Source organism: Neorhizobium lilium (genome assembly GCF_004053875.1).
In the GTDB taxonomy this organism is placed as follows: domain Bacteria; phylum Pseudomonadota; class Alphaproteobacteria; order Rhizobiales; family Rhizobiaceae; genus Neorhizobium; species Neorhizobium lilii.
In genome coordinates this window covers 297,233-314,812 of the sequence record NZ_SBIP01000003.1, presented here as the reverse complement: position 1 = coordinate 314,812, position 17,580 = coordinate 297,233, and the positions used below count along the sequence as shown (strand labels likewise).

General features: G+C 61.1%; 17 protein-coding genes and 2 pseudogenes. 9 read left to right on the top strand and 10 right to left on the bottom strand.

Going from position 1 to position 17,580, the window contains the following annotated elements; genetic code table 11:
• The first annotated feature begins 60 nt into the window (after positions 1–60).
• Entirely contained in the window at positions 61–525 is a 465-nt protein-coding gene (ptsN, locus tag EPK99_RS14125; protein ID WP_128443723.1) for a PTS IIA-like nitrogen regulatory protein PtsN, read from the top strand.
• A 60-nt stretch (positions 526–585) separates the two neighbouring features.
• On the opposite strand, the gene grpE is transcribed toward ptsN, so the two are convergent.
• Together grpE and hrcA are read right to left on the bottom strand one after the other, a co-directional pair.
• Positions 586–1,230: a nucleotide exchange factor GrpE gene (grpE, locus tag EPK99_RS14120; RefSeq protein ID WP_128443722.1), complete on the bottom strand. Its 645-nt coding sequence runs from the start codon at positions 1,228–1,230 to the stop codon at positions 586–588.
• Between the two features lie 106 nt (positions 1,231–1,336).
• On the bottom strand, positions 1,337–2,416 hold the full coding sequence (gene hrcA, locus EPK99_RS14115; protein ID WP_128443721.1) for a heat-inducible transcriptional repressor HrcA: 1,080 nt from the start codon (positions 2,414–2,416) through the stop codon (positions 1,337–1,339).
• Between the two features lie 174 nt (positions 2,417–2,590).
• Between hrcA and rph the strand changes: the two genes are divergently transcribed.
• Genes rph through EPK99_RS14090 form a run of 5 tightly spaced genes read left to right on the top strand, consistent with a single transcriptional unit; the run spans position 2,591 to position 6,402 of the window.
• Positions 2,591–3,307 carry a ribonuclease PH gene (gene rph, locus EPK99_RS14110; RefSeq protein ID WP_128443720.1) on the top strand — a complete coding sequence of 239 codons (717 nt, stop codon included), beginning with the start codon at positions 2,591–2,593 and terminating at the stop codon, positions 3,305–3,307.
• A gap of 16 nt (positions 3,308–3,323) precedes the next feature.
• Positions 3,324–3,731, top strand: a complete 408-nt coding sequence (locus EPK99_RS14105; protein ID WP_128443719.1) for a VOC family protein — start codon at positions 3,324–3,326, stop codon at positions 3,729–3,731.
• 7 nt (positions 3,732–3,738) lie between these two features.
• A complete protein-coding gene (gene rdgB / locus EPK99_RS14100; protein ID WP_128443718.1) occupies positions 3,739–4,383 on the top strand; it encodes an RdgB/HAM1 family non-canonical purine NTP pyrophosphatase in 645 nt (214 codons plus the stop codon).
• 5 nt (positions 4,384–4,388) lie between these two features.
• Positions 4,389–5,582 (top strand): radical SAM family heme chaperone HemW, encoded by a 1,194-nt coding sequence (hemW, locus tag EPK99_RS14095; RefSeq protein WP_128444233.1) that lies wholly within the window; start codon positions 4,389–4,391, stop codon positions 5,580–5,582.
• A gap of 7 nt (positions 5,583–5,589) precedes the next feature.
• Entirely contained in the window at positions 5,590–6,402 is an 813-nt protein-coding gene (locus tag EPK99_RS14090) for a class I SAM-dependent methyltransferase (protein ID WP_128443717.1), read from the top strand.
• Here the strand turns inward: EPK99_RS14090 and EPK99_RS14085 are convergent.
• From EPK99_RS14085 to mutM, 8 genes and pseudogenes are all read right to left on the bottom strand, one after another.
• A pseudogene (locus EPK99_RS14085) lies at positions 6,383–6,640 on the bottom strand (type II toxin-antitoxin system RelE/ParE family toxin); the annotation flags it as partial. The gene EPK99_RS14090 and the pseudogene EPK99_RS14085 overlap by 20 nt on opposite strands.
• A 24-nt stretch (positions 6,641–6,664) precedes the next feature.
• On the bottom strand, positions 6,665–6,940 hold the full coding sequence (locus tag EPK99_RS14080) for a type II toxin-antitoxin system ParD family antitoxin (protein ID WP_128443715.1): 276 nt from the start codon (positions 6,938–6,940) through the stop codon (positions 6,665–6,667).
• 122 nt (positions 6,941–7,062) lie between these two features.
• A pseudogene (locus EPK99_RS14075) lies at positions 7,063–7,658 on the bottom strand (class I SAM-dependent methyltransferase).
• A 9-nt stretch (positions 7,659–7,667) separates the two neighbouring features.
• Positions 7,668–8,288, bottom strand: coding sequence for a LysE family translocator (locus EPK99_RS14070; RefSeq protein WP_245582426.1), 621 nt, complete (start codon positions 8,286–8,288; stop codon positions 7,668–7,670).
• 15 nt (positions 8,289–8,303) lie between these two features.
• Positions 8,304–9,866, bottom strand: a complete 1,563-nt coding sequence (dnaA, locus tag EPK99_RS14065) for a chromosomal replication initiator protein DnaA (RefSeq protein ID WP_128443714.1) — start codon at positions 9,864–9,866, stop codon at positions 8,304–8,306.
• Between the two features lie 844 nt (positions 9,867–10,710).
• Positions 10,711–10,977: a 30S ribosomal protein S20 gene (rpsT, locus tag EPK99_RS14060; protein WP_128443713.1), complete on the bottom strand. Its 267-nt coding sequence runs from the start codon at positions 10,975–10,977 to the stop codon at positions 10,711–10,713.
• A 183-nt stretch (positions 10,978–11,160) separates the two neighbouring features.
• Positions 11,161–11,934, bottom strand: a complete 774-nt coding sequence (locus EPK99_RS14055; RefSeq protein WP_128443712.1) for an enoyl-CoA hydratase — start codon at positions 11,932–11,934, stop codon at positions 11,161–11,163.
• 41 nt (positions 11,935–11,975) lie between these two features.
• A complete protein-coding gene (gene mutM / locus EPK99_RS14050) occupies positions 11,976–12,854 on the bottom strand; it encodes a bifunctional DNA-formamidopyrimidine glycosylase/DNA-(apurinic or apyrimidinic site) lyase (RefSeq protein WP_128443711.1) in 879 nt (292 codons plus the stop codon).
• Positions 12,855–13,000: 146 nt separating this feature from the next.
• Here mutM and ubiE point away from each other — a divergent pair, with 146 nt between their 5' ends.
• The 3 genes from ubiE (at position 13,001) to EPK99_RS14035 (ending at position 17,016) form a co-directional block, all read left to right on the top strand.
• Positions 13,001–13,777 carry a bifunctional demethylmenaquinone methyltransferase/2-methoxy-6-polyprenyl-1,4-benzoquinol methylase UbiE gene (gene ubiE / locus EPK99_RS14045; protein ID WP_128443710.1) on the top strand — a complete coding sequence of 259 codons (777 nt, stop codon included), beginning with the start codon at positions 13,001–13,003 and terminating at the stop codon, positions 13,775–13,777.
• Between the two features lie 3 nt (positions 13,778–13,780).
• Positions 13,781–15,340: a 2-polyprenylphenol 6-hydroxylase gene (gene ubiB, locus EPK99_RS14040; RefSeq protein ID WP_128443709.1), complete on the top strand. Its 1,560-nt coding sequence runs from the start codon at positions 13,781–13,783 to the stop codon at positions 15,338–15,340.
• 92 nt (positions 15,341–15,432) lie between these two features.
• Positions 15,433–17,016 (top strand): aromatic amino acid lyase, encoded by a 1,584-nt coding sequence (locus EPK99_RS14035; RefSeq protein WP_128443708.1) that lies wholly within the window; start codon positions 15,433–15,435, stop codon positions 17,014–17,016.
• Positions 17,017–17,580 lie beyond the last annotated feature (564 nt).

Sequence of the window (17,580 nt, the reverse complement as noted above, 5' to 3'; positions counted from 1 at the left end):
TAAGGGAGAGCGTCGGCCTCCGGCGCTTTCCCCGCCCTAGCGGCACAAAGGAAGAAGAGAATGGCTTTGGCAGATTTGCTGCAGCAAGATGCGATTATTCCTGCCCTGAAAGTGAATTCCAAGAAACAGCTTCTGCAGGACCTGGCCGCCAAAGCTTCCAAGCTGACGGGCGTGCCTGAGCGCGAGATCTTCGACGTCATCCTTCAGCGCGAACGGCTGGGCTCCACCGGGGTCGGCCACGGTATTGCGATCCCTCACGGTAAGCTGAACAGCATTTCGGCAATCCGTGGCGTCTTCGCGCGTCTCGATGTGCCGGTCGATTTCGAAGCGCTGGACGACGAGCCTGTCGATCTGATTTTTCTGCTTCTGGCCCCTGAAGGCGCCGGCGCCGACCACCTGAAGGCGCTTTCGCGCGTGGCCCGCGTCCTGCGCGACCAGGATCTCGTGGGCAAGCTGCGCAAGACGAATTCGGCCTCCGCCATCTACGCCTTCCTGAACGAAGAACAGGCGACCCACGCCGCCTGAAGCATTCCACGCGGCTTTGTGAAGAAAGCCGGCGGTGCCGGCTCTCCGTCGCAAAGCACTTCAGCCGTTCTTCTGTTCGGCGCCTTCGGTTGCGGTGGCAGCATCCTTCGGGCCACCCTTGGCAACCCCGACCATGGCCGGTCGCAGGACGCGTTCCCCGATCGTGTAACCCGCCTGCACGACCTGAAGGACAGTGTTGTTCGGAACGGCCGGATTGGGGATTTCAAACATGGCCTGATGAAAGTTCGGGTCGAACTTCTGGCCTTCGGCATCGATCTTCTTGACGCCATGGCGCTCCAGGGCGGACAGCATGGATCGCTCCGTCAGCTCCACGCCCTCCAGGAGCGTGGTGAGCGCGGCATCGGCGGTGGCACGCATTTCCGTCGGCACGGCATCCAGCGCCCGGCGCAGATTGTCCGAAACGGCCAGCATGTCGCGCGCAAAACCGGCGACGGAATAGGACTTGGCGTCCTTCACGTCCCGGTCGGTGCGGCGGCGCAGATTGTCCATCTCGGCGGCAAGACGCAGGAAGCGATCCCGCAACTCGCCGTTTTCCGCCTTCAGCGCTTCGACCGGATCCGGCTCGTCCGCCTCGGTCTCGGGCGCATTGCTATTGGCAATGTCCTCAAGGGCAGACGCCACAGCTTCCGCCGTGTTTTCTGCGGCAGTTGCGTCAGGTCCGTTCTTGTTGGTTTCGTCGGTCATGACGGTCTCCGAATTCTTGGCTGTTCTGATGATGATTTTGAGCCCGATATCGAGGTTCCAACGGAAAAAATCAAGGCTTGGAAGCAAACTTGGGAGGACGATCGCGCTATCGCGAGAGCCGTGCCAGAAGCTGCGCCGTATAATCCACCATCGGGACGATGCGGGAATAATTGAGCCTTGTCGGCCCGATGACGCCAACCGCGCCGATGATCTTGTCCTCACCGTCGCGATAGGGCGCAACGATCAGGGACGAACCGGACAGGGAAAACAGCTTGTTTTCCGAACCGATGAAGATTCGCACGCCCGGCCCCTTTTCCGCAAGGTCGAGGATTTCGATCAGGCTGTCCTTCTTTTCCAGATCGTCGAACAGCAGCCTCAACCGGTCGAGATCAGCCGTCTCGTCCAGCCCATGCAGGAGGTTGGCGCGACCGCGCACGATCAACTGGCTGGGCTTGCCCTCCTCCGCATCTCCGGACCAAACGGCAAGGCCCCGCTCCACGAGGTCTTGCGACAGGGCATAAAGCTCACTCTGCACCTGATCTTTCAGGCGTGTCAGTTCGCCCCGCAGTTCCGGCAGGGTCTGGCCGGTCAGATGAGCATTGAGGAAGTTCGCGGCCTCCGTCAGCTGCGACGAAGTCACCCCCGCCGGCAGATCGATGACACGGTTCTCGACCTGATTGTGTTCGCCGACCAGAACGGCCAGCGCCTTGGTGGGCTCGAGCCGAATGAACTCCACATGCTTGAGCACGGGATCGCTCTTGGCGGCGATCACGATGCCGGCGCCCCGCGAGACGCCCGACAGCATCAGGCTCGCTTCCGCCATCAGGCCTTCCAGCGAATGGTCCCGATTAGCGGGGCGTATCTGCCGGTCGATGTTTGCCCGCTCCTCCTCCGAAAGGCTGCCGACCTGCATGAAGGCATCCACGAAGAAGCGCAGGCCTGCTTCCGTCGGCAGCCTGCCGGCGCTGATATGCGGCGAATAGATGAGCCCGAGCTCCTCCAAATCGCTCATGACGTTGCGCACGGATGCCGGCGACAGGGACATGGGCAGAAGCCGCGACAGATTGCGCGAGCCGAGCGCCTCGCCTGTCTCAAGATAGCTTTCCACGATGCGGCGGAAAATTTCGCGCGAACGGTCGTCCAGCGAAGCATTGCTGTCTCTGCCCGTCGTGACCGAAAAACCCATTTATGTTTCACCGCAGATGATCGTTTACCCGGCAAAATATAGTCATTCATACGGGTATCGCCAAAGAGAAAAATTTCGCCATACAGAAAGGCCGCCATGGCTGGGTCGCGGCTTTTTCTTTGCAAATGAAAGCCCGGAGCCGTAGAAGGCGAAAACAAATCCAGGGAGTGACGAATGCGGCCTTCAGGCAGACAGACGAACCAGATGCGCAAGATCTCGTTCGAGCGCAATTTTTCCAAGCATGCCGAGGGCTCCTGTCTGGTGAAGTTTGGCGATACCCATGTTCTGTGCACGGCGAGCCTCGAAGAAAAGACGCCGCCATGGCTGCGCAATTCCGGCAAGGGCTGGGTGACTGCCGAATACGGCATGCTGCCGCGTGCCACGGGCGACCGGATGAAGCGTGAGGCTGCAGCCGGCAAGCAGGGCGGGCGCACGCAGGAAATCCAGCGCCTGATCGGCCGTTCGTTGCGGGCGGTCGTGGATCTCGGGGCGCTCGGCGAAAAGCAGATTACGGTCGACTGCGACGTCATCCAGGCTGATGGCGGCACTCGCACGGCTGCCATTACCGGCGGCTGGATCGCGCTCTACGACTGCCTGAAATGGATGGAAGCACGTTCGATGACCAAGGTCGAGAAGGTGCTGAAGGATCACGTGGCGGCCATTTCCTGCGGCATCTTCGCAGGCCAGCCAGTCATCGATCTCGATTATCTGGAAGATTCTGCAGCCGAAACCGATGCCAATTTCGTCCTGACGGGCAAGGGCGGCATTGTCGAGGTGCAGGGAACGGCGGAAGGTGCGCCTTTCAGCCAGGACGAACTTCTTCAGCTTCTGGCGCTTGCACAAAACGGAACTCAGGAACTGGTTGCGCTGCAAAAGCAGGCGATCGCCTGAGCGAAGGAGGGTATCGGTGATACAAGGCATACTTGAGACGGCACTCTATGTCGACGATCTGAATGCTGCAGAGGCCTTTTATGGCGACCTTCTCGGTCTCGAAAAAGTCTTGAGGGCCGACAACCGGCATGTCTTCTTTCGCTGCGGCCCCGGCATCTTGCTCGTCTTCAATCCGGAAGAGACCATAAAGCCTCCGCCTACAGATGCCCTGCCGGTTCCGTCGCATGGAACAAACGGTCCGGGGCATGTGTGTTTCCGGCTGTCAGGCGACGAGATTGACGTGCTCATGGAACGGCTGAACAAGGCGGGCATCACCATCGAAAGCGATTTCCGCTGGCCGAATGGGGCGCGCTCCATCTATTTCCGCGACCCGGCCGGCAACAGCATCGAGTGCGCCGAACCGAAGCTTTGGGGTTTGGAATAGGAAGAACATGCGCAAGCTAGACACCAAGACGATCGTCGTCGCCAGCCACAATGCCGGCAAAATCCGCGAGATCGCAGAACTCATCGGACCGCTCGGCTTTTCCGCCAAGTCGGCCGCCGAGTTGAAGTTCGAAGAGCCTGACGAAACCGGCACGACTTTCGAGGAAAATGCCGCCATCAAGGCACTTGCCTCCGCCAAGGCTTCCGGCCTGCCGGCGCTCTCCGACGATTCCGGCCTGGTGATCGATGCACTGGACGGCGCTCCGGGCGTCTACACGGCCAACTGGGCAGAGCGGGAAGACGGCAGCCGGGACTTCCAGATGGCCATGGAAAAGGTCGAGGCCGCTCTTGCAGACAGGGGCGCGACAAGGCCAGAGCAGCGGACCGGCCGTTTCGTCAGCGTGCTTTGTCTCGCCTGGCCCGATGGCCACACCGAATTCTTCCGCGGCGAAGTGGAAGGCACGGTGGCCTGGCCGCCTCGCGGGTCTCAGGGGTTCGGCTACGACCCCATATTCCAGCCGCAGGGTTACGACACGACCTTCGGCGAGATGAGTTCGGACGAAAAGCATGGCTGGACGCTTGGCCAGCCACAGGCCCTGTCGCATCGCGCCCGCGCCTTCAAGCTCTTCGTCGAAACCTGCCTGGAGGCGTGAACGCTTTGTTCTCCGCCGCGCCCGCCCCGTCGGATGCCTTGCTGCCGGACACGGGCGATCCTGGCTTCGGCGTCTATGTGCATTGGCCGTTTTGCGCGGCCAAATGCCCCTATTGCGACTTCAACAGCCACGTCCGGCACCAGCCCGTCGATCAGCCCCGCTTTACCGCCGCCTTCCTGAAAGAGATGGAGGTGATGCGCCGCATCGGCGGGCCGAAAACCGTCACCAGCATCTTTCTGGGCGGCGGTACGCCGTCGCTGATGGACCCGGCGACAGTCGCGGCAATTCTGGATGGCATCGCGCGGTATTGGCATGTACCTGCCGGCATCGAGATCACCATGGAGGCGAACCCTTCCAGCGTAGAGGCCGAGCGCTTCCGCGGCTATCGCCATGCGGGCGTCAACCGGGTGTCGCTTGGCGTCCAGGCCCTCAACGATGCGGATCTGCGCTTCCTCGGGCGGCTGCACAATGTGGAGGACGCGCTGAAAGCGATCCGGCTCGCCCGCGACATCTTCCCGCGCATGAATTTCGACCTCATCTATGCCCGGCCGAACCAGACCGTGGAGGCCTGGGAAGCCGAGCTCAACCAGGCGGTTTCCTATGCGGTCGATCATCTGTCGCTCTATCAGCTGACCATCGAGGAAGGCACGCCCTTTTACGGCCTGCACAAGGCCGGCAAGCTCATCGTTCCGGACGGGGACCAATCGGCCGATCTGTACGAAGCGACGCAGGAGATCACGGCTCGGCACGGGATGCCGGCCTATGAGGTTTCCAATCACGCACGGCCGGGGGCGGAAAGCCGCCATAATCTCACATACTGGCGCTATGGCGACTATGCCGGCATCGGCCCCGGCGCGCATGGGCGGCTGACGCGCGGCCGCGACAAGATCGCGACGGCCACCGAGCGGCGGCCGGAAACCTGGCTGGAACAGGTGGAAGCCCAAGGTCACGGTATGGTGGACCAGGAGATGCTCGGGCTGGACGAGCAGGCAGACGAGCTGTTGCTCATGGGGCTGCGGCTGCGCGAAGGCGTGGATCTCGCCCGCTGGCACGATCTTTCCGGCCGCGATCTCGACCCTATTCGCGAAGAGCGGCTGCTCGAGCATGGCTTCGTGGAACGGCTCGGCAATTCGCGCCTGCGCTGCACGCCTTCAGGCATGCTGATCCTCGACGCGGTCGTCGCCGATCTCGCCTGTTGAGGCCATCATGTCGGTCGATCATGCTTATACCCATCCCGAGCTTGCCGCGATCTATGATGTCCTCAATGCAGGCGGCGCGGACCAGAGATTCTATCTCGGGCTTCCCAAGCCGCAGTCGCGCATCCTGGATATAGGCTGCGGCACAGGAGAACTTGCCTTGGCTTTTGCAGAAAAGGGGCATGAGGTAACTGCCGTTGATCCGGCGCCGGGTATGCTGCAAATGGCCCGGCTGAAGGATGCGGGAGCCCGCGTCCGGTGGATCGAGGCGACGGGGCAAGATTTCGTTGTCTCCGGTCCATTCGATCTCGCCATCATGACCGGACATGCCTTTCAGGTCTTTCTCGATGACGAAGAAACACTGGTCGCCTTGCGTAACATCCATCGCCACCTGGGCCCGGATGGCCGTCTCGTTTTCGAAAGTCGCAATCCATCACGCCGTGCATGGGATGGGTGGACCAAGGAGGCAACCCACCGGACGCATGACGTTCCCGGTGTCGGCCAAGTCGAGGTGCATTACCAGTTGCTGGAGGCCAAAGGGGAGCATGTCACTTTCGAAACCGTGTTCCATTTTGTCGAGAGGGGACAGAAGGAAAGAAGCCTGAGCCGGCTGCGTTTCCCAAGCCACGACGAGATCGCCGTACTGCTTGACGCGGCAGGGTTTTCTGACGTGGAATGGCTGGGTGATTGGGACGGGTCGCCTCTGTCGGATCTCAGCCCGGAAATGATTGTGCTGGCGATGGGACATCCCGGGGTCTCGGCGACCCTGCCATGTCTTGCAGGTGACGCGGCGAAGCAATGCGTTAGTCGAGCCAGTTCTTAACGTCGCTTGGCCCGTAGACGATGGCGACTACGAAAATGCCATAAGGCATAGGTTCGTAGATGGCGATATAGCGCCCCTCGATCAGAATTCTTGCCGTCGCGCTCAACTCCGGCCGGGGAGACCCCATAAAAGGATGCTCGGCCGCAAGCTTGGCCTTCTCCAGAAGTCGCCTCAACAAGGTGTTGGCAGCGCGTTCGTTGTCCGGCGCAATCGCCCGCCAGATATCGCGCAGATCTTCCTCGGCACGGGGCTGAGAATGTACTTAGCCACGCAAACGGGCTTCCGCCTTCAGTTCTCTCAAAAGCGTGTCGGCATCGACCTCGCGGCCTTGCCCGCTCGAAAGGCCCTCATCATAAGCCTTCTTGAGGCTGCCAATTTCCATGCGGCGGATTTCTTCACGCTGCTCCCAAAGCCGGAGAGCGTCGCGGACGATTTCACTGCTGGAAGCGTAACCCCCGCTTTCGACAGCGCTTTCCATCATCGCGGCCTGCTGAGGCGTCAGGGATACTGTAAGGGTGCGCGTGCTTGTAGCTTTCATCTTGGCTTTATAGCACAGGCAACAAGACCTGACAAAGTCGCTGGCATATAGCGACGTACCGTGAAACCGCTTTGGCCTATGCGGGGAATTGCCGCAGCCACGGGACGATCACATAAACCGCGCTAACCCTTCACCGCCGTCACATGAAGCCAGTTCGTCGGCTCGCCATCATAGCCGCCTCCGGCAACCTCGTCGATTTCGAACGACGACCAGGAGAGGCCGCTATAGAGGTTCGAAAGTCATCCGCGCGACGGATAATTGTAGTAACGGCCAAGCCCGTCGAGACCTTCCGCCTCTCCTGCCTTGAAGCTGGCATAGAAGACACCGCCTTCCGCAACGCCCTGTGGATCCGGCCCAGTATCTCGCCCAGCTGGCTGCGCGGCACATGCAGCAGGCAGGCATTCGCCCAGACCCCGTCGAAGGCTTCGATCAGGTCAATGTCCTCGAAGCGCAGGACTTCGACCTGCATGCCGAGACGTTTGGACGCCTGCGCCGCCATCTCAGGCGTCCCGTCCGTCGGGGTGACGCGGAAGCCCCGGGTCATCATCCAGGCGCTGTCCCGCCCATTGCCGCAGCCGAGTTCGAGAATATGGGCGTCTCGGCCGAGCGGGGCCAGGAAGTGCTCCAGCCGTCTTGTGCTGGGTGTCGTGCAATGGCCGGCATAAACGGACGCATTGTCGGCATAGAAGCGGGTCGTGGGATCGTCCTCTACGCCCATCAACCTGTCCTATCGCGACAACAGAAGCTTCGTGCCGAAGCCGACGAAAACCATGCCAACGGCAAGATCGATCTTCTTTCTGGCGCGAAGATAAGCTGCAGCGACCGCCGGATGGGTGATCAGGGCGATCAGGAAGGTGTAGTAAAGCGCCGAGATGCACAGCATCACCGCGATTGCCGCAAGTCCGTACAGGAAGGGTGTGCCGGCCGGCATGGTCGCCGCGAAAAGACTGGCAACGAAGAGTGCCGATTTCGGGTTGGCGAGATTGGTCGCCAGCCCCATGCGATAGGCGGTTGCCAATGGCACGTCCGTTTTCGCTCGGCCAAGATCTTCCGCCCGCTTGGATTTCCTAAGATCGAAAAAGATCTTCGCCCCGAGCCAGACAAGGTAGAGGCCGCCAATAACCTTCAAGGTGACATAGGCAAAGGGGGCGGCCTGAAACAGGATGTTGATGCCGAGCCAACCGGCCAGACCCCAGCAAAGCGTGCCCGTCACTGTGCCGGCAACGGCGTTGATGGCCACGCGGCGCGGCGCCGTCAGGCAATAGCGCATGACCAGCAGGGTATTGGGGCCGGGCGTTATGCACGCCACGGCCCAGATTGCTGCAACGGATAGAAGAAATGGCATCATTTGCCTCTGCTCCGATCAGGCGTTGTTCTCGTTGATCAAACGCTTCAACAGCTCGATTTCGTGGCCGAGCTTGGTGTCTGCCGTGATCAGATCCTCGATCTTGCGCACCGCATGAAGGACCGTCGTGTGATCACGTCCGCCAAACCGCCGGCCGATCTCCGGGAAGGAGCGCGGCGTCAGGGTCTTGGCCAGATACATGGCGATCTGCCGCGGCTTGACGATGACGCGGGTGCGCCGGTTCGACACCAGTTCCTGGCGGGACACGTTGTAGTGCCGCGAAACGATGCGCTGGATATCCTCGATACGGACGCGCTTGGCCTCGCCTGCCCCGACCAGATGCGCCAAAAGTTCGTCAACGCGCTCGAGCGACAGGTTCGGCTCAAAGGAGCGGCGGAAGAGAAGCTGGTTGAAGGCGCCTTCCAGTTCGCGCCCGCTGGCGGTGACGTTGCGGGCAACATGGCTGAGGATCTCAGCCGGAATATCCAGCGAAGGATCTTCCTGACGCGCCGTTTCCAGCCGGCCCGTCAGCATTTGCAGGCGCATCTCGTAATCGGGCGCCTCGACCTCAATCGCAACGCCACCCTGAAGCCGCGAACGGACACGCGGGTCAAGCGATTCCAGTTCCCAGGGCGCACGGTCGGCGGCAACGACGACTTGCTTGGCGCTGTCGAGCAGCATGTTGAGAAGGTGGCAGAACTCGTTCTGGATCATCTTGCCCTGCAGGAACTGCATGTCGTCGATAATCAGCAGGTCGATATGGCGCAGAGAATCCTTCAGCGTCAGGGCGTCGTTGTCGCGGATGGCGGTGGCAAAGCGCCACATGAAGTACTCGGCGGTCAAATACACCACACGCGGCATGCGCTGGCTGCCGATGGCGGCATTGGCGATCGCCTGCAGAAGGTGACTTTTTCCAAGCCCGACGCCGGAATGAATGAAGAGCGGGTTGAACCGGACGGCGCTGGCGCCGGCCTCGGCAATGGTTTTGGCTGCGGCAAGCGCGACCCGGTTGGAAGAGCCTTCCACGAAGTTGTCGAAGGTAAAGCGGCTGTCAAGCGGCGAGCCGAAAAGCGTAGCCCCGCCAGAGGTCGGCCGCGGTTGCTGGGACGCGGGCGGCGTGAAGACGGCAATCTTGCCGATTTCCCGCGGTGCCTCTTTGCGGAGAAAGGACTGCGACTGCACAGGCTCGGCAGAGCGCTCCTCGTCGACAATTGGCGCCTTGGTATGGCGGCTCGCGCTGCGAACCACGATTTCCACCTTCAGGATTTCCGCATCCTCGGCCTGGAAGATCGTCGTGATCTGGTCGAGATAGCGATTGTTGATCCAGGATTTCAGGAAGGTCGTCGGGACCGTCAGCCTGACAACGCTCTTCGAGACCGAATGAAGCTTTAGCCGCGCAAACCAACTTGCATAAACGTCCTGTCCGACCTGTGCCTTCAGACGCGCGCTAAACCGCTCAAAAAGAGCATCATGCTTCATCTCGGATGTTTCCCCTGCCGCTTTGGAGCAAATTGAATCGAATCCCTTTCGCGCCTGGTCCCCAGTCCCAACAGCACGAGCCGATACGGTATTCATAAGCATTATTTGCCGCCTTCCAATTTCAGCCTGGCGATCATTCTTCGCCGCCAGAGCAAACTTATCTCAAGGCACAGCACAGCCTCCCGAAACGGGACCTGCCGCCGCGCACCTCCGCGCACCTCATTTCAACTGCCCCCTCCCGCCTCGCTTCGGTCGAAAGCCAGAGCGCAATGCCGCCTCGCAACGACACGCACCCACGGTAGCCACCCCGTGTCTCGGACGCCTCATCCTCATCATGAGCCGTCGCGATGTCAGCCTCTCTCCTTTTCCCCAATCACACACATACGCAAAGCGCACCCGTTGCCGGAAGCGTCAACTTCCGGCCTGCAACTACTGGTTATATCGGAAACGAGCACATTGCCCGCCGCAAAGAGACAAAAGCTATTCGCCTCGCCTCATAAGGGCGACGACCGGCAGCTTTTACAAACTTATCCCCGTGCCCCTTGCTGAGACGCATTTAGGCAGGATCGAACCCCGAGATCAACGATGAATTTTACGCAAAATTAAGAGCCGGCTGTTGACTCTTCAAGCGTGATTTGAATGTCACAGAAGTTGTCGCGGAGAATCGCAGTTGAATCAATGAGATTCAAAAAAGGCGCTTCCATGGGGTCCCAAGTTCCTCCGAAAATAAAAAAAACTTGACGTGCCGGGCGCCATCTTCGGCACCCAAGAAGGCGACCCAAACTATAGGGACCTCTCGCAACTATCTGATTTTCATTGTCTTTTTCTGTCACCGCAGCGACATGAAAGTGTTAACAACTCGAACCGGCTAAAGAGCCAAACCGGAAAACACAAAAAGCCCGGTCGGGCGACCAGGCTTCTTATTCATGCTACCAGAGATGTTAGTTCAGGCTGACAGAGCCTTCACACGAGCCGCCAGACGGGACACCTTGCGGGATGCCGTATTGCGGTGAAGAACGCCCTTGGTGGCAGCGCGCTGGATCTCCGGCTGCGCAGCCTTGAGTGCCTCGGCGGCAACCGTCAGATCGCCCGTTGCGATGGCTTCTTCCACCTTGCGGATGAAGCCGCGCATGCGCGAACGACGCGCCTTGTTGATTTCAGTACGGCGCGCGATCTTGCGGGTCGCCTTTTTCGCCGAAGTTGTATTGGCCATTTCATGCCTCTCTACGAATTCAAACCAAAACTCCGCCATTGCCGCGCCGGTCCTGCGACCATCAATCCAGCAATACGGGAGCAATAGAGGAAGCCAAGGTCAGGCTTCCCAACTGTGGGCGGGCATATAGCGGGAATAGCTTCCTCAGTCAACGCGCATTTTGAGCCTTGCGCGGCAAGGGCGCTATCTGTTCGAGAACTGCGGCGGGCGCTTGTCAGCGAATGCCGCCATGCCTTCCTTCTGATCGGTGGTGGCAAAGAGCGAATGGAAAAGCCGCCGCTCGAAACGCAGCCCTTCCCCAAGCGTCGCCTCGAAGGAGCGGTTGACTGCTTCCTTGGCCATGAGCACGGCTGCGCGGGGAAAGGAAGCGATCCTCGTCGCCGCCGCCATGGCCTCCTCGACCAGTTGCTCCGGGGCGACGATGCGCGACACGAGGCCCGCCCGTTCCGCCTCGGCTGCATCCATCATCCGCCCGGTCAGCACCATATCCATGGCCTTGGCCTTGCCGACGGCGCGGGTGAGGCGCTGCGAGCCGCCCATGCCGGGAATGACCCCGAGCGTAATTTCCGGCTGACCGAATTTGGCCGTTTCGGAGGCGATGATGAAATCGCACATCATGGCGAGTTCGCAGCCGCCGCCGAGCGCAAAGCCGGATACCGCGGCGATCAGCGGCTTTCGAAAAGATGCGACCCCTTCCCATCCGGAAATGAAGTCCTGCAGATAGGCATCGATGAAATCGATGCCCTGCATCTCCTTGATGTCGGCACCGGCAGCAAAGGCCTTGTCCGACCCGGTCAGCACGACGGCGCCGATTGCCTCGTCCCTGGCAAGATCCGCCAGGACATCGGTCAGTTCCGCCATCAGGACGGAGTTCAGCGCATTCAGTGCCTTCGGACGGTTGAGCGTCACGAGCGCGACGGCGCCCCGGGTTTCGGTCAACAAGGTCTCATAGATCATCGGCTCTCCTCTCCCGGGTCTTGCGAACCGGCTTCGCCTTCTCACCGCTGACAGGCGGGGCAATAGAAGGTGGAGCGACCGGCTTGCGTGATGCGCGCCACCATACCGCCGCAGTCCGGCGTGCGACAAGGCTTGCCTTCCTGGTCGTAGACCGAAAAGGAATGCTGGAAGTAGCCGAGAGAACCATCCGTCTGGATATGGTCGCGCAGCGACGAGCCGCCGGCCGCGATCGCATCGGCTATGACCTCGCGAATGGCCGTGGTGAGCAGCAGGAGTTCCTTTTTCGGCCGGCCCGTCATAGTGACGACCGAGCCTGCCGTACGTTTCGGTGACAGGTGAGCCCGCCACAGCGCCTCGCAGACATAGATGTTGCCGAGGCCCGCCACCACCGTCTGGTCGAGAAGCGCACTCTTGAGCGGCTGGCTCCTGTTTGCGAAGCGCGCGGCCAGATAGGCCTCACTCAGGGCATTGCCGGTCGGCTCCGGACCAAGTTCGGCAAAGGCAGGATAAAGATCGAGTTCACTACGCTTCCAGATGTGCATGAAACCGAAACGCCTCGGATCATTATAGATGACCCGCAGCGGCCCCTTCGGCCCCTGGAGGTGGAAGACGACATGATCGTGCTTCCTATCCTTGGAGCGCGGATGGTGGAAATCGCCCATCACATCGTCCTCGATGCGGAAGGAGCCGGACATGCCCAGATGCGCCACGATCGTCAGGTCGTCTTCAAGCTCGATCAGGAGATATTTGGCCCGCCTGCCGAGCGAGACGATGCGGCGTCCCGTCACAGCCTGGGCAAAATTCTCCGGCAAGGGGAAGCGAAGGTCCGGCCGGTTGAGTTCCAGTCTTTCGATCCGGGCGCCCTCCATAACCGGCGCCAGGCCTCGCCTTACGGTTTCCACCTCTGGCAATTCGGGCATGGTGTTCCTAACTTCCTGTTTCGCGGTAACCGATCCTGGTCTATAGACCCGAGCGGCTCCGCTGTATGTATAGGCCGCGCCACAGATAGAGAGGCCCAGCGCTGATCGCTATGGCCTCCCCCGGAATTGCGTCAAGGAGTTCGCCAATGACCGAAGCTCGTACCAGCGCCGACGGCGGGATGGAAACCTCCTACGGCTTTCGCCAGGTGGCGGAAGGTGAAAAGCAGACCCTGGTCAACGACGTCTTCCACAAGGTCGCCAAGCGCTACGACGTGATGAACGACGTCATGTCGGCGGGCATGCACCGGGTGTGGAAGGATGCCCTGATCGCTGCCCTCAACCCGCGCAAGGATGCCGGCTACAGGACGCTCGATGTGGCGGGCGGCACGGGCGACATCGCATTCCGTATCGTCGAGGCCTCCGATCGTCTGGCGCATGTGACCGTTCTCGACATCAACGGCTCCATGCTGGGGGTCGGTGCCGAACGCGCCGCAAAACAGCGCCTCTCCGACAATCTTACCTTCGTGGAAGCCAATGCGGAATCACTGCCCTTCGACGACAATTCCTTCGATGCCTACACCATCGCCTTCGGCATCCGCAATGTGCCGCATATCGACGTGGCGCTGAAGGAAGCCTACCGCGTGCTGAAGCGCGGCGGACGGCTTCTCGTGCTGGAGTTTTCCGAGGTCGAAATGCCGCTTCTGGAGCGCTTCTATGAAGAATGGTCGTTCAAGGCGATCCCGCGCTTCGGCAAGATGATCACCGGCGAGGCCGAACCCTACCAATATCTGGTCGAATCCATCCGCAAATTCCCCAACCAGGAGAATTTCGCGGCCATGATCCGCAATGCCGGCTTCTCCCGCGTCACCTTCACCAATTACACCGGCGGCATAGCGGCCCTGCATTCCGGCTGGAAACTGTAAGGGATGAGTACGCTTGGCGCTTATTTTCGGCTTGCCCGGGTGGGCTGGGTTCTGGTGCGCGAAGGGGTCGTTTCCGCCCTGCCGACCCAGGACATGCCGCCCGTCGTTGGGTTCATCAAGATTCTGACCGAACCGCTTGCCCGCTTCCGCGCCAAGAAACAGGCGCGCAGCGAAAGGCTGACACGCGCCGTCGATCGCCTGGGGCCTTCCTATGTGAAGATCGGGCAGTTTCTGGCAACCCGCCCGGATGTGGTCGGCGTCGATTGGGCCATCGATCTGTCCATGCTGCAGGATCGCATGGCGTTCTTCCCGACTCCGGTGGCAAAAGCTGCTGTCGAAGCCTCGCTCGGGCGGCCGATTTCCGATCTCTACACGTCCTTCGGCGAACCGATCGCCGCCGCCTCAATTGCGCAGGTGCACCCCTGCATGATCGGCGACCGCCAGGTGGCCGTGAAAGTGGTGCGTCCCGGCATCCGCCAGCGCTTCGCCCATGACATCGAGGGCATGTATGTCCTTTCGCGCCTGCAGGAACGGTTCGTGCCGTCGAGCCGTCGTCTGCGCCCTGTCGAGGTGACGCGCACACTCGAACAGACCACCAAGATGGAAATGGACCTGCGGCTGGAAGCTGCGGCGCTTTCGGAGCTCGCGCAGAATACGGCGGACGATCCCGGCTTCCGTGTGCCCACGGTGGACTGGGAGCGAACCGGCCGCGACGTCATCACCATGGAATGGATCGATGGCGTCAAGATGAACAATATCGAGGCGCTTCGCAGCGCCGGGCATGATCTGGAAAAGCTGGCGGAGACTCTGATCCAGTCCTTCCTGCGCCACACGCTGCGCGACGGCTTCTTCCATGCCGACATGCACCCCGGCAACCTGTTCGTCGATCCCAACGGCACCGTCGTCGCCGTCGACATGGGTATCGTCGGGCGGCTCGGGCGAAAGGAACGGCGGTTCCTGGCCGAAATTCTGTTCGGCTTCATCACCCGCGATTACCTGCGTGTCGCCGAGGTTCATTTCGAAGCGGGTTACGTGCCCGCGCACCACGATGTCGCGGCCTTTGCGCAGGCGATCCGCGCCATTGGCGAGCCCATCCACGGCCAGCCGGCCGAAACCATCTCCATGGCGCGCCTGCTGGCGCTGCTGTTCGAGGTGACCGACCTGTTCGAGATGCAGACGCGGCCGGAACTGATCCTGCTGCAGAAGACCATGGTGGTCGTGGAAGGCGTCGCGCGCATGCTCGACCCACGCTTCAACATGTGGAAAGCGTCGGAACCCGTCGTCGGCCAGTGGATTCGCGACAATCTGGGGCCGAAACGCATCGTTGCGGACCTGCGCGACGGCGTCAAAGCGGCGATCAAGCTTGCGGAAGCCGTGCCCGAGATTGCCTCCAAGACCGAGACGCTGCACAAGGAGCTCGTCCGCATGAGCGAAAACGGGCTGCGCTTCGACCCGGAAACCGCCGACGCGATCGGCAAGGCGGAAGCGCGGCATGGCCGGTCCGGCCGGATTGCGCTCTGGATCATCGCGCTGTCGCTGCTCTATATCGCCCTCACGCTGTAAACCGCCGCACCGGTCGCAATCTCGCTTCATGTCTCCGTTTTGGGATATACCCCAAAGCCGCACCCGCGCTAATCTGCGGCAAAGGTGATCAAATGTCCGACATGAAAATCCAGATCGAACTAACCGGCCAGCCGCTCGGCTTTGCGGAGCTGCTGACGATCGGCAAAGGCAAGGCGGAGATCAGCGTGGAACCCGAAGGGTTTGCGCGGGTCCAGGCTGCTCGGGACGTTCTGGAAAAGGCTATCGCGGACGGCCAACCCGTTTATGGCGCGACCACCGGCGTCGGCGCCATGAAGGATGTGGCCTGGTCCGCCGAGGATCTGGATGCCTTCAATCTTGGCCTCGTGCGCGCCCATCATTTCGGCACGGGCAAACCTTTCCCGATGTCCGTGGTGCGCAACGCTATGGCATTGCGCGTCAATACGGCACTGACCGGCTATGTCGGCTGCTCGACGGATCTTGTGCAATCCTATCTCGATCTCCTTGCCGCCGACGTGATCCCCGTGGTGCGGCGGACCGGCTCGATCGGCTGTGCCGATATCGGCCTGATGGGGCAGATCGGCGCCGTGCTGACCGGCGTCGGCGAAGCCATGTATCGGGGCGAGCGGCTGCCGGCCGAGGAAGCCTTCCGGCGGGCGGGCCTCCACATATTCCGCATGGCGCCCCGCGACAGCCTCGCCTCGCTCAGCGTCAATTCGGTGAGCTTTGCGGCAGCGGCGGAGGCGACACGCGGTGCGGCGGGCGCCGTGCGCGCTTTGCTTGCCACCGGCCTTGCCGCATCCGGCGCAATGGGAGCATCGCGCGATCCCTGGCTTGCGGTGACGCATGTGGGCACTGCCCGCGAGGCAATGATCGGCCAGTGGCTGTGCAACGCATCGGAAGGCTGGGCCTGGCCGCATGCGACCCATATCCAGGACCCGCTCAGCCTGCGCATGATCCCCCAGGTCTTCGGCGCCGTCTATGAAAGCATACTCAGCGCCGGCCACAAGGTGCTGGCGGCGACCGGCCGGTCCGACGACAATCCGGTGATCGTCGAGGGCAAGGTGCTGACCTCCGGCGGCTCGCTGCCGCTCGATGTCACCGTGCTGCTTGAATCGGCCGTGCTCTGCATGGCCCATGCCGCCCGCAACTCCTTCAACCGCTGCGTCCTGCTCGGCAACGGCCAAAGACGCAGCCTGCCGGTCAATCTGGTGCCGGAGGGAGCAATTGCAACCGGGTTCGGACCAATCATCAAGCTGGCCGGCGAGATTTTCTCGCGGGTCCTGTCCATGATCAATCCGGTCTCGGCCCAGTCCCTCGTCGTCGCCGGCGGAATGGAGGACGAGGCGGCCTTCCTTCCACTGGTGATCGAGCGTTTCGAGCGGCAAACCCAGGCGCTGAAGCGTCTGGCGGCGCTCGAGGCGCTGCTGGCCTGCCAGGCCATGGACATACAGGGGGACGAACCTGCCGGCGCCGTTAAACTCGTCTACGACGTGGTCCGCCGGCATGCCGCCTTCTATACGGTCGACCGGCCGCTGTCGGTGGAGGTCGAAGCGATCGAGCAGGACCTGTCCTCGGAAGCCTTCCTCACCGATCTCATTGCCCTTTCCCCCATCCATGCCATAGACGGGTTCTTCGCTCTTGGCGGTTTCGGACGCGGTGAAATGCCGATCAAGCGGTTGCATGGCCTAGGGTGAGCGGTTCAGGCTCTTGGGAGACCGTGCCCATAGAGATGGAGGTGACATTATCACCTTAAAGGGTGTCTCCTTTTTCAGGCGACACCCTTTAAATGTCTGTTTTTATAGTGTTGAGCTCTGCGCCAGCAGATCGCGCAACTGGCTTAGTAGCAGCCCCATCGTCCGCAACGACGATAGTAATGGGGATGATCGTTCAAGCTAGCCCCCAGGACTGCCCCGCCGACGACCCCCAAAGCAGCTCCGGCGACAGCGTTATTTTCCGCCTGCTGGGCCTGTACACGATTGCTTTGATAAGTCGCACCCACACATCTGTCGTATTGCCTTGTGCCGGCTCTCAGTCCTTGGGCATTACATGTCATCTGAGCACTGGTTGCGGATTCCTGGGGTGTCTGGCACGACGCCAAGCCCGCGACCATGATGAGTGACATCGTCCCCACAATAGCTTTCTTTAACATTTTTCCCTCTTCGATAATTCCCATTCTTAAAATTACGATCACGTCTGCGGGCGCAATAAAAGAACCCGGCTTCCTTCGCATGGAGGCTGACGAAAGCCCACTAGTACGG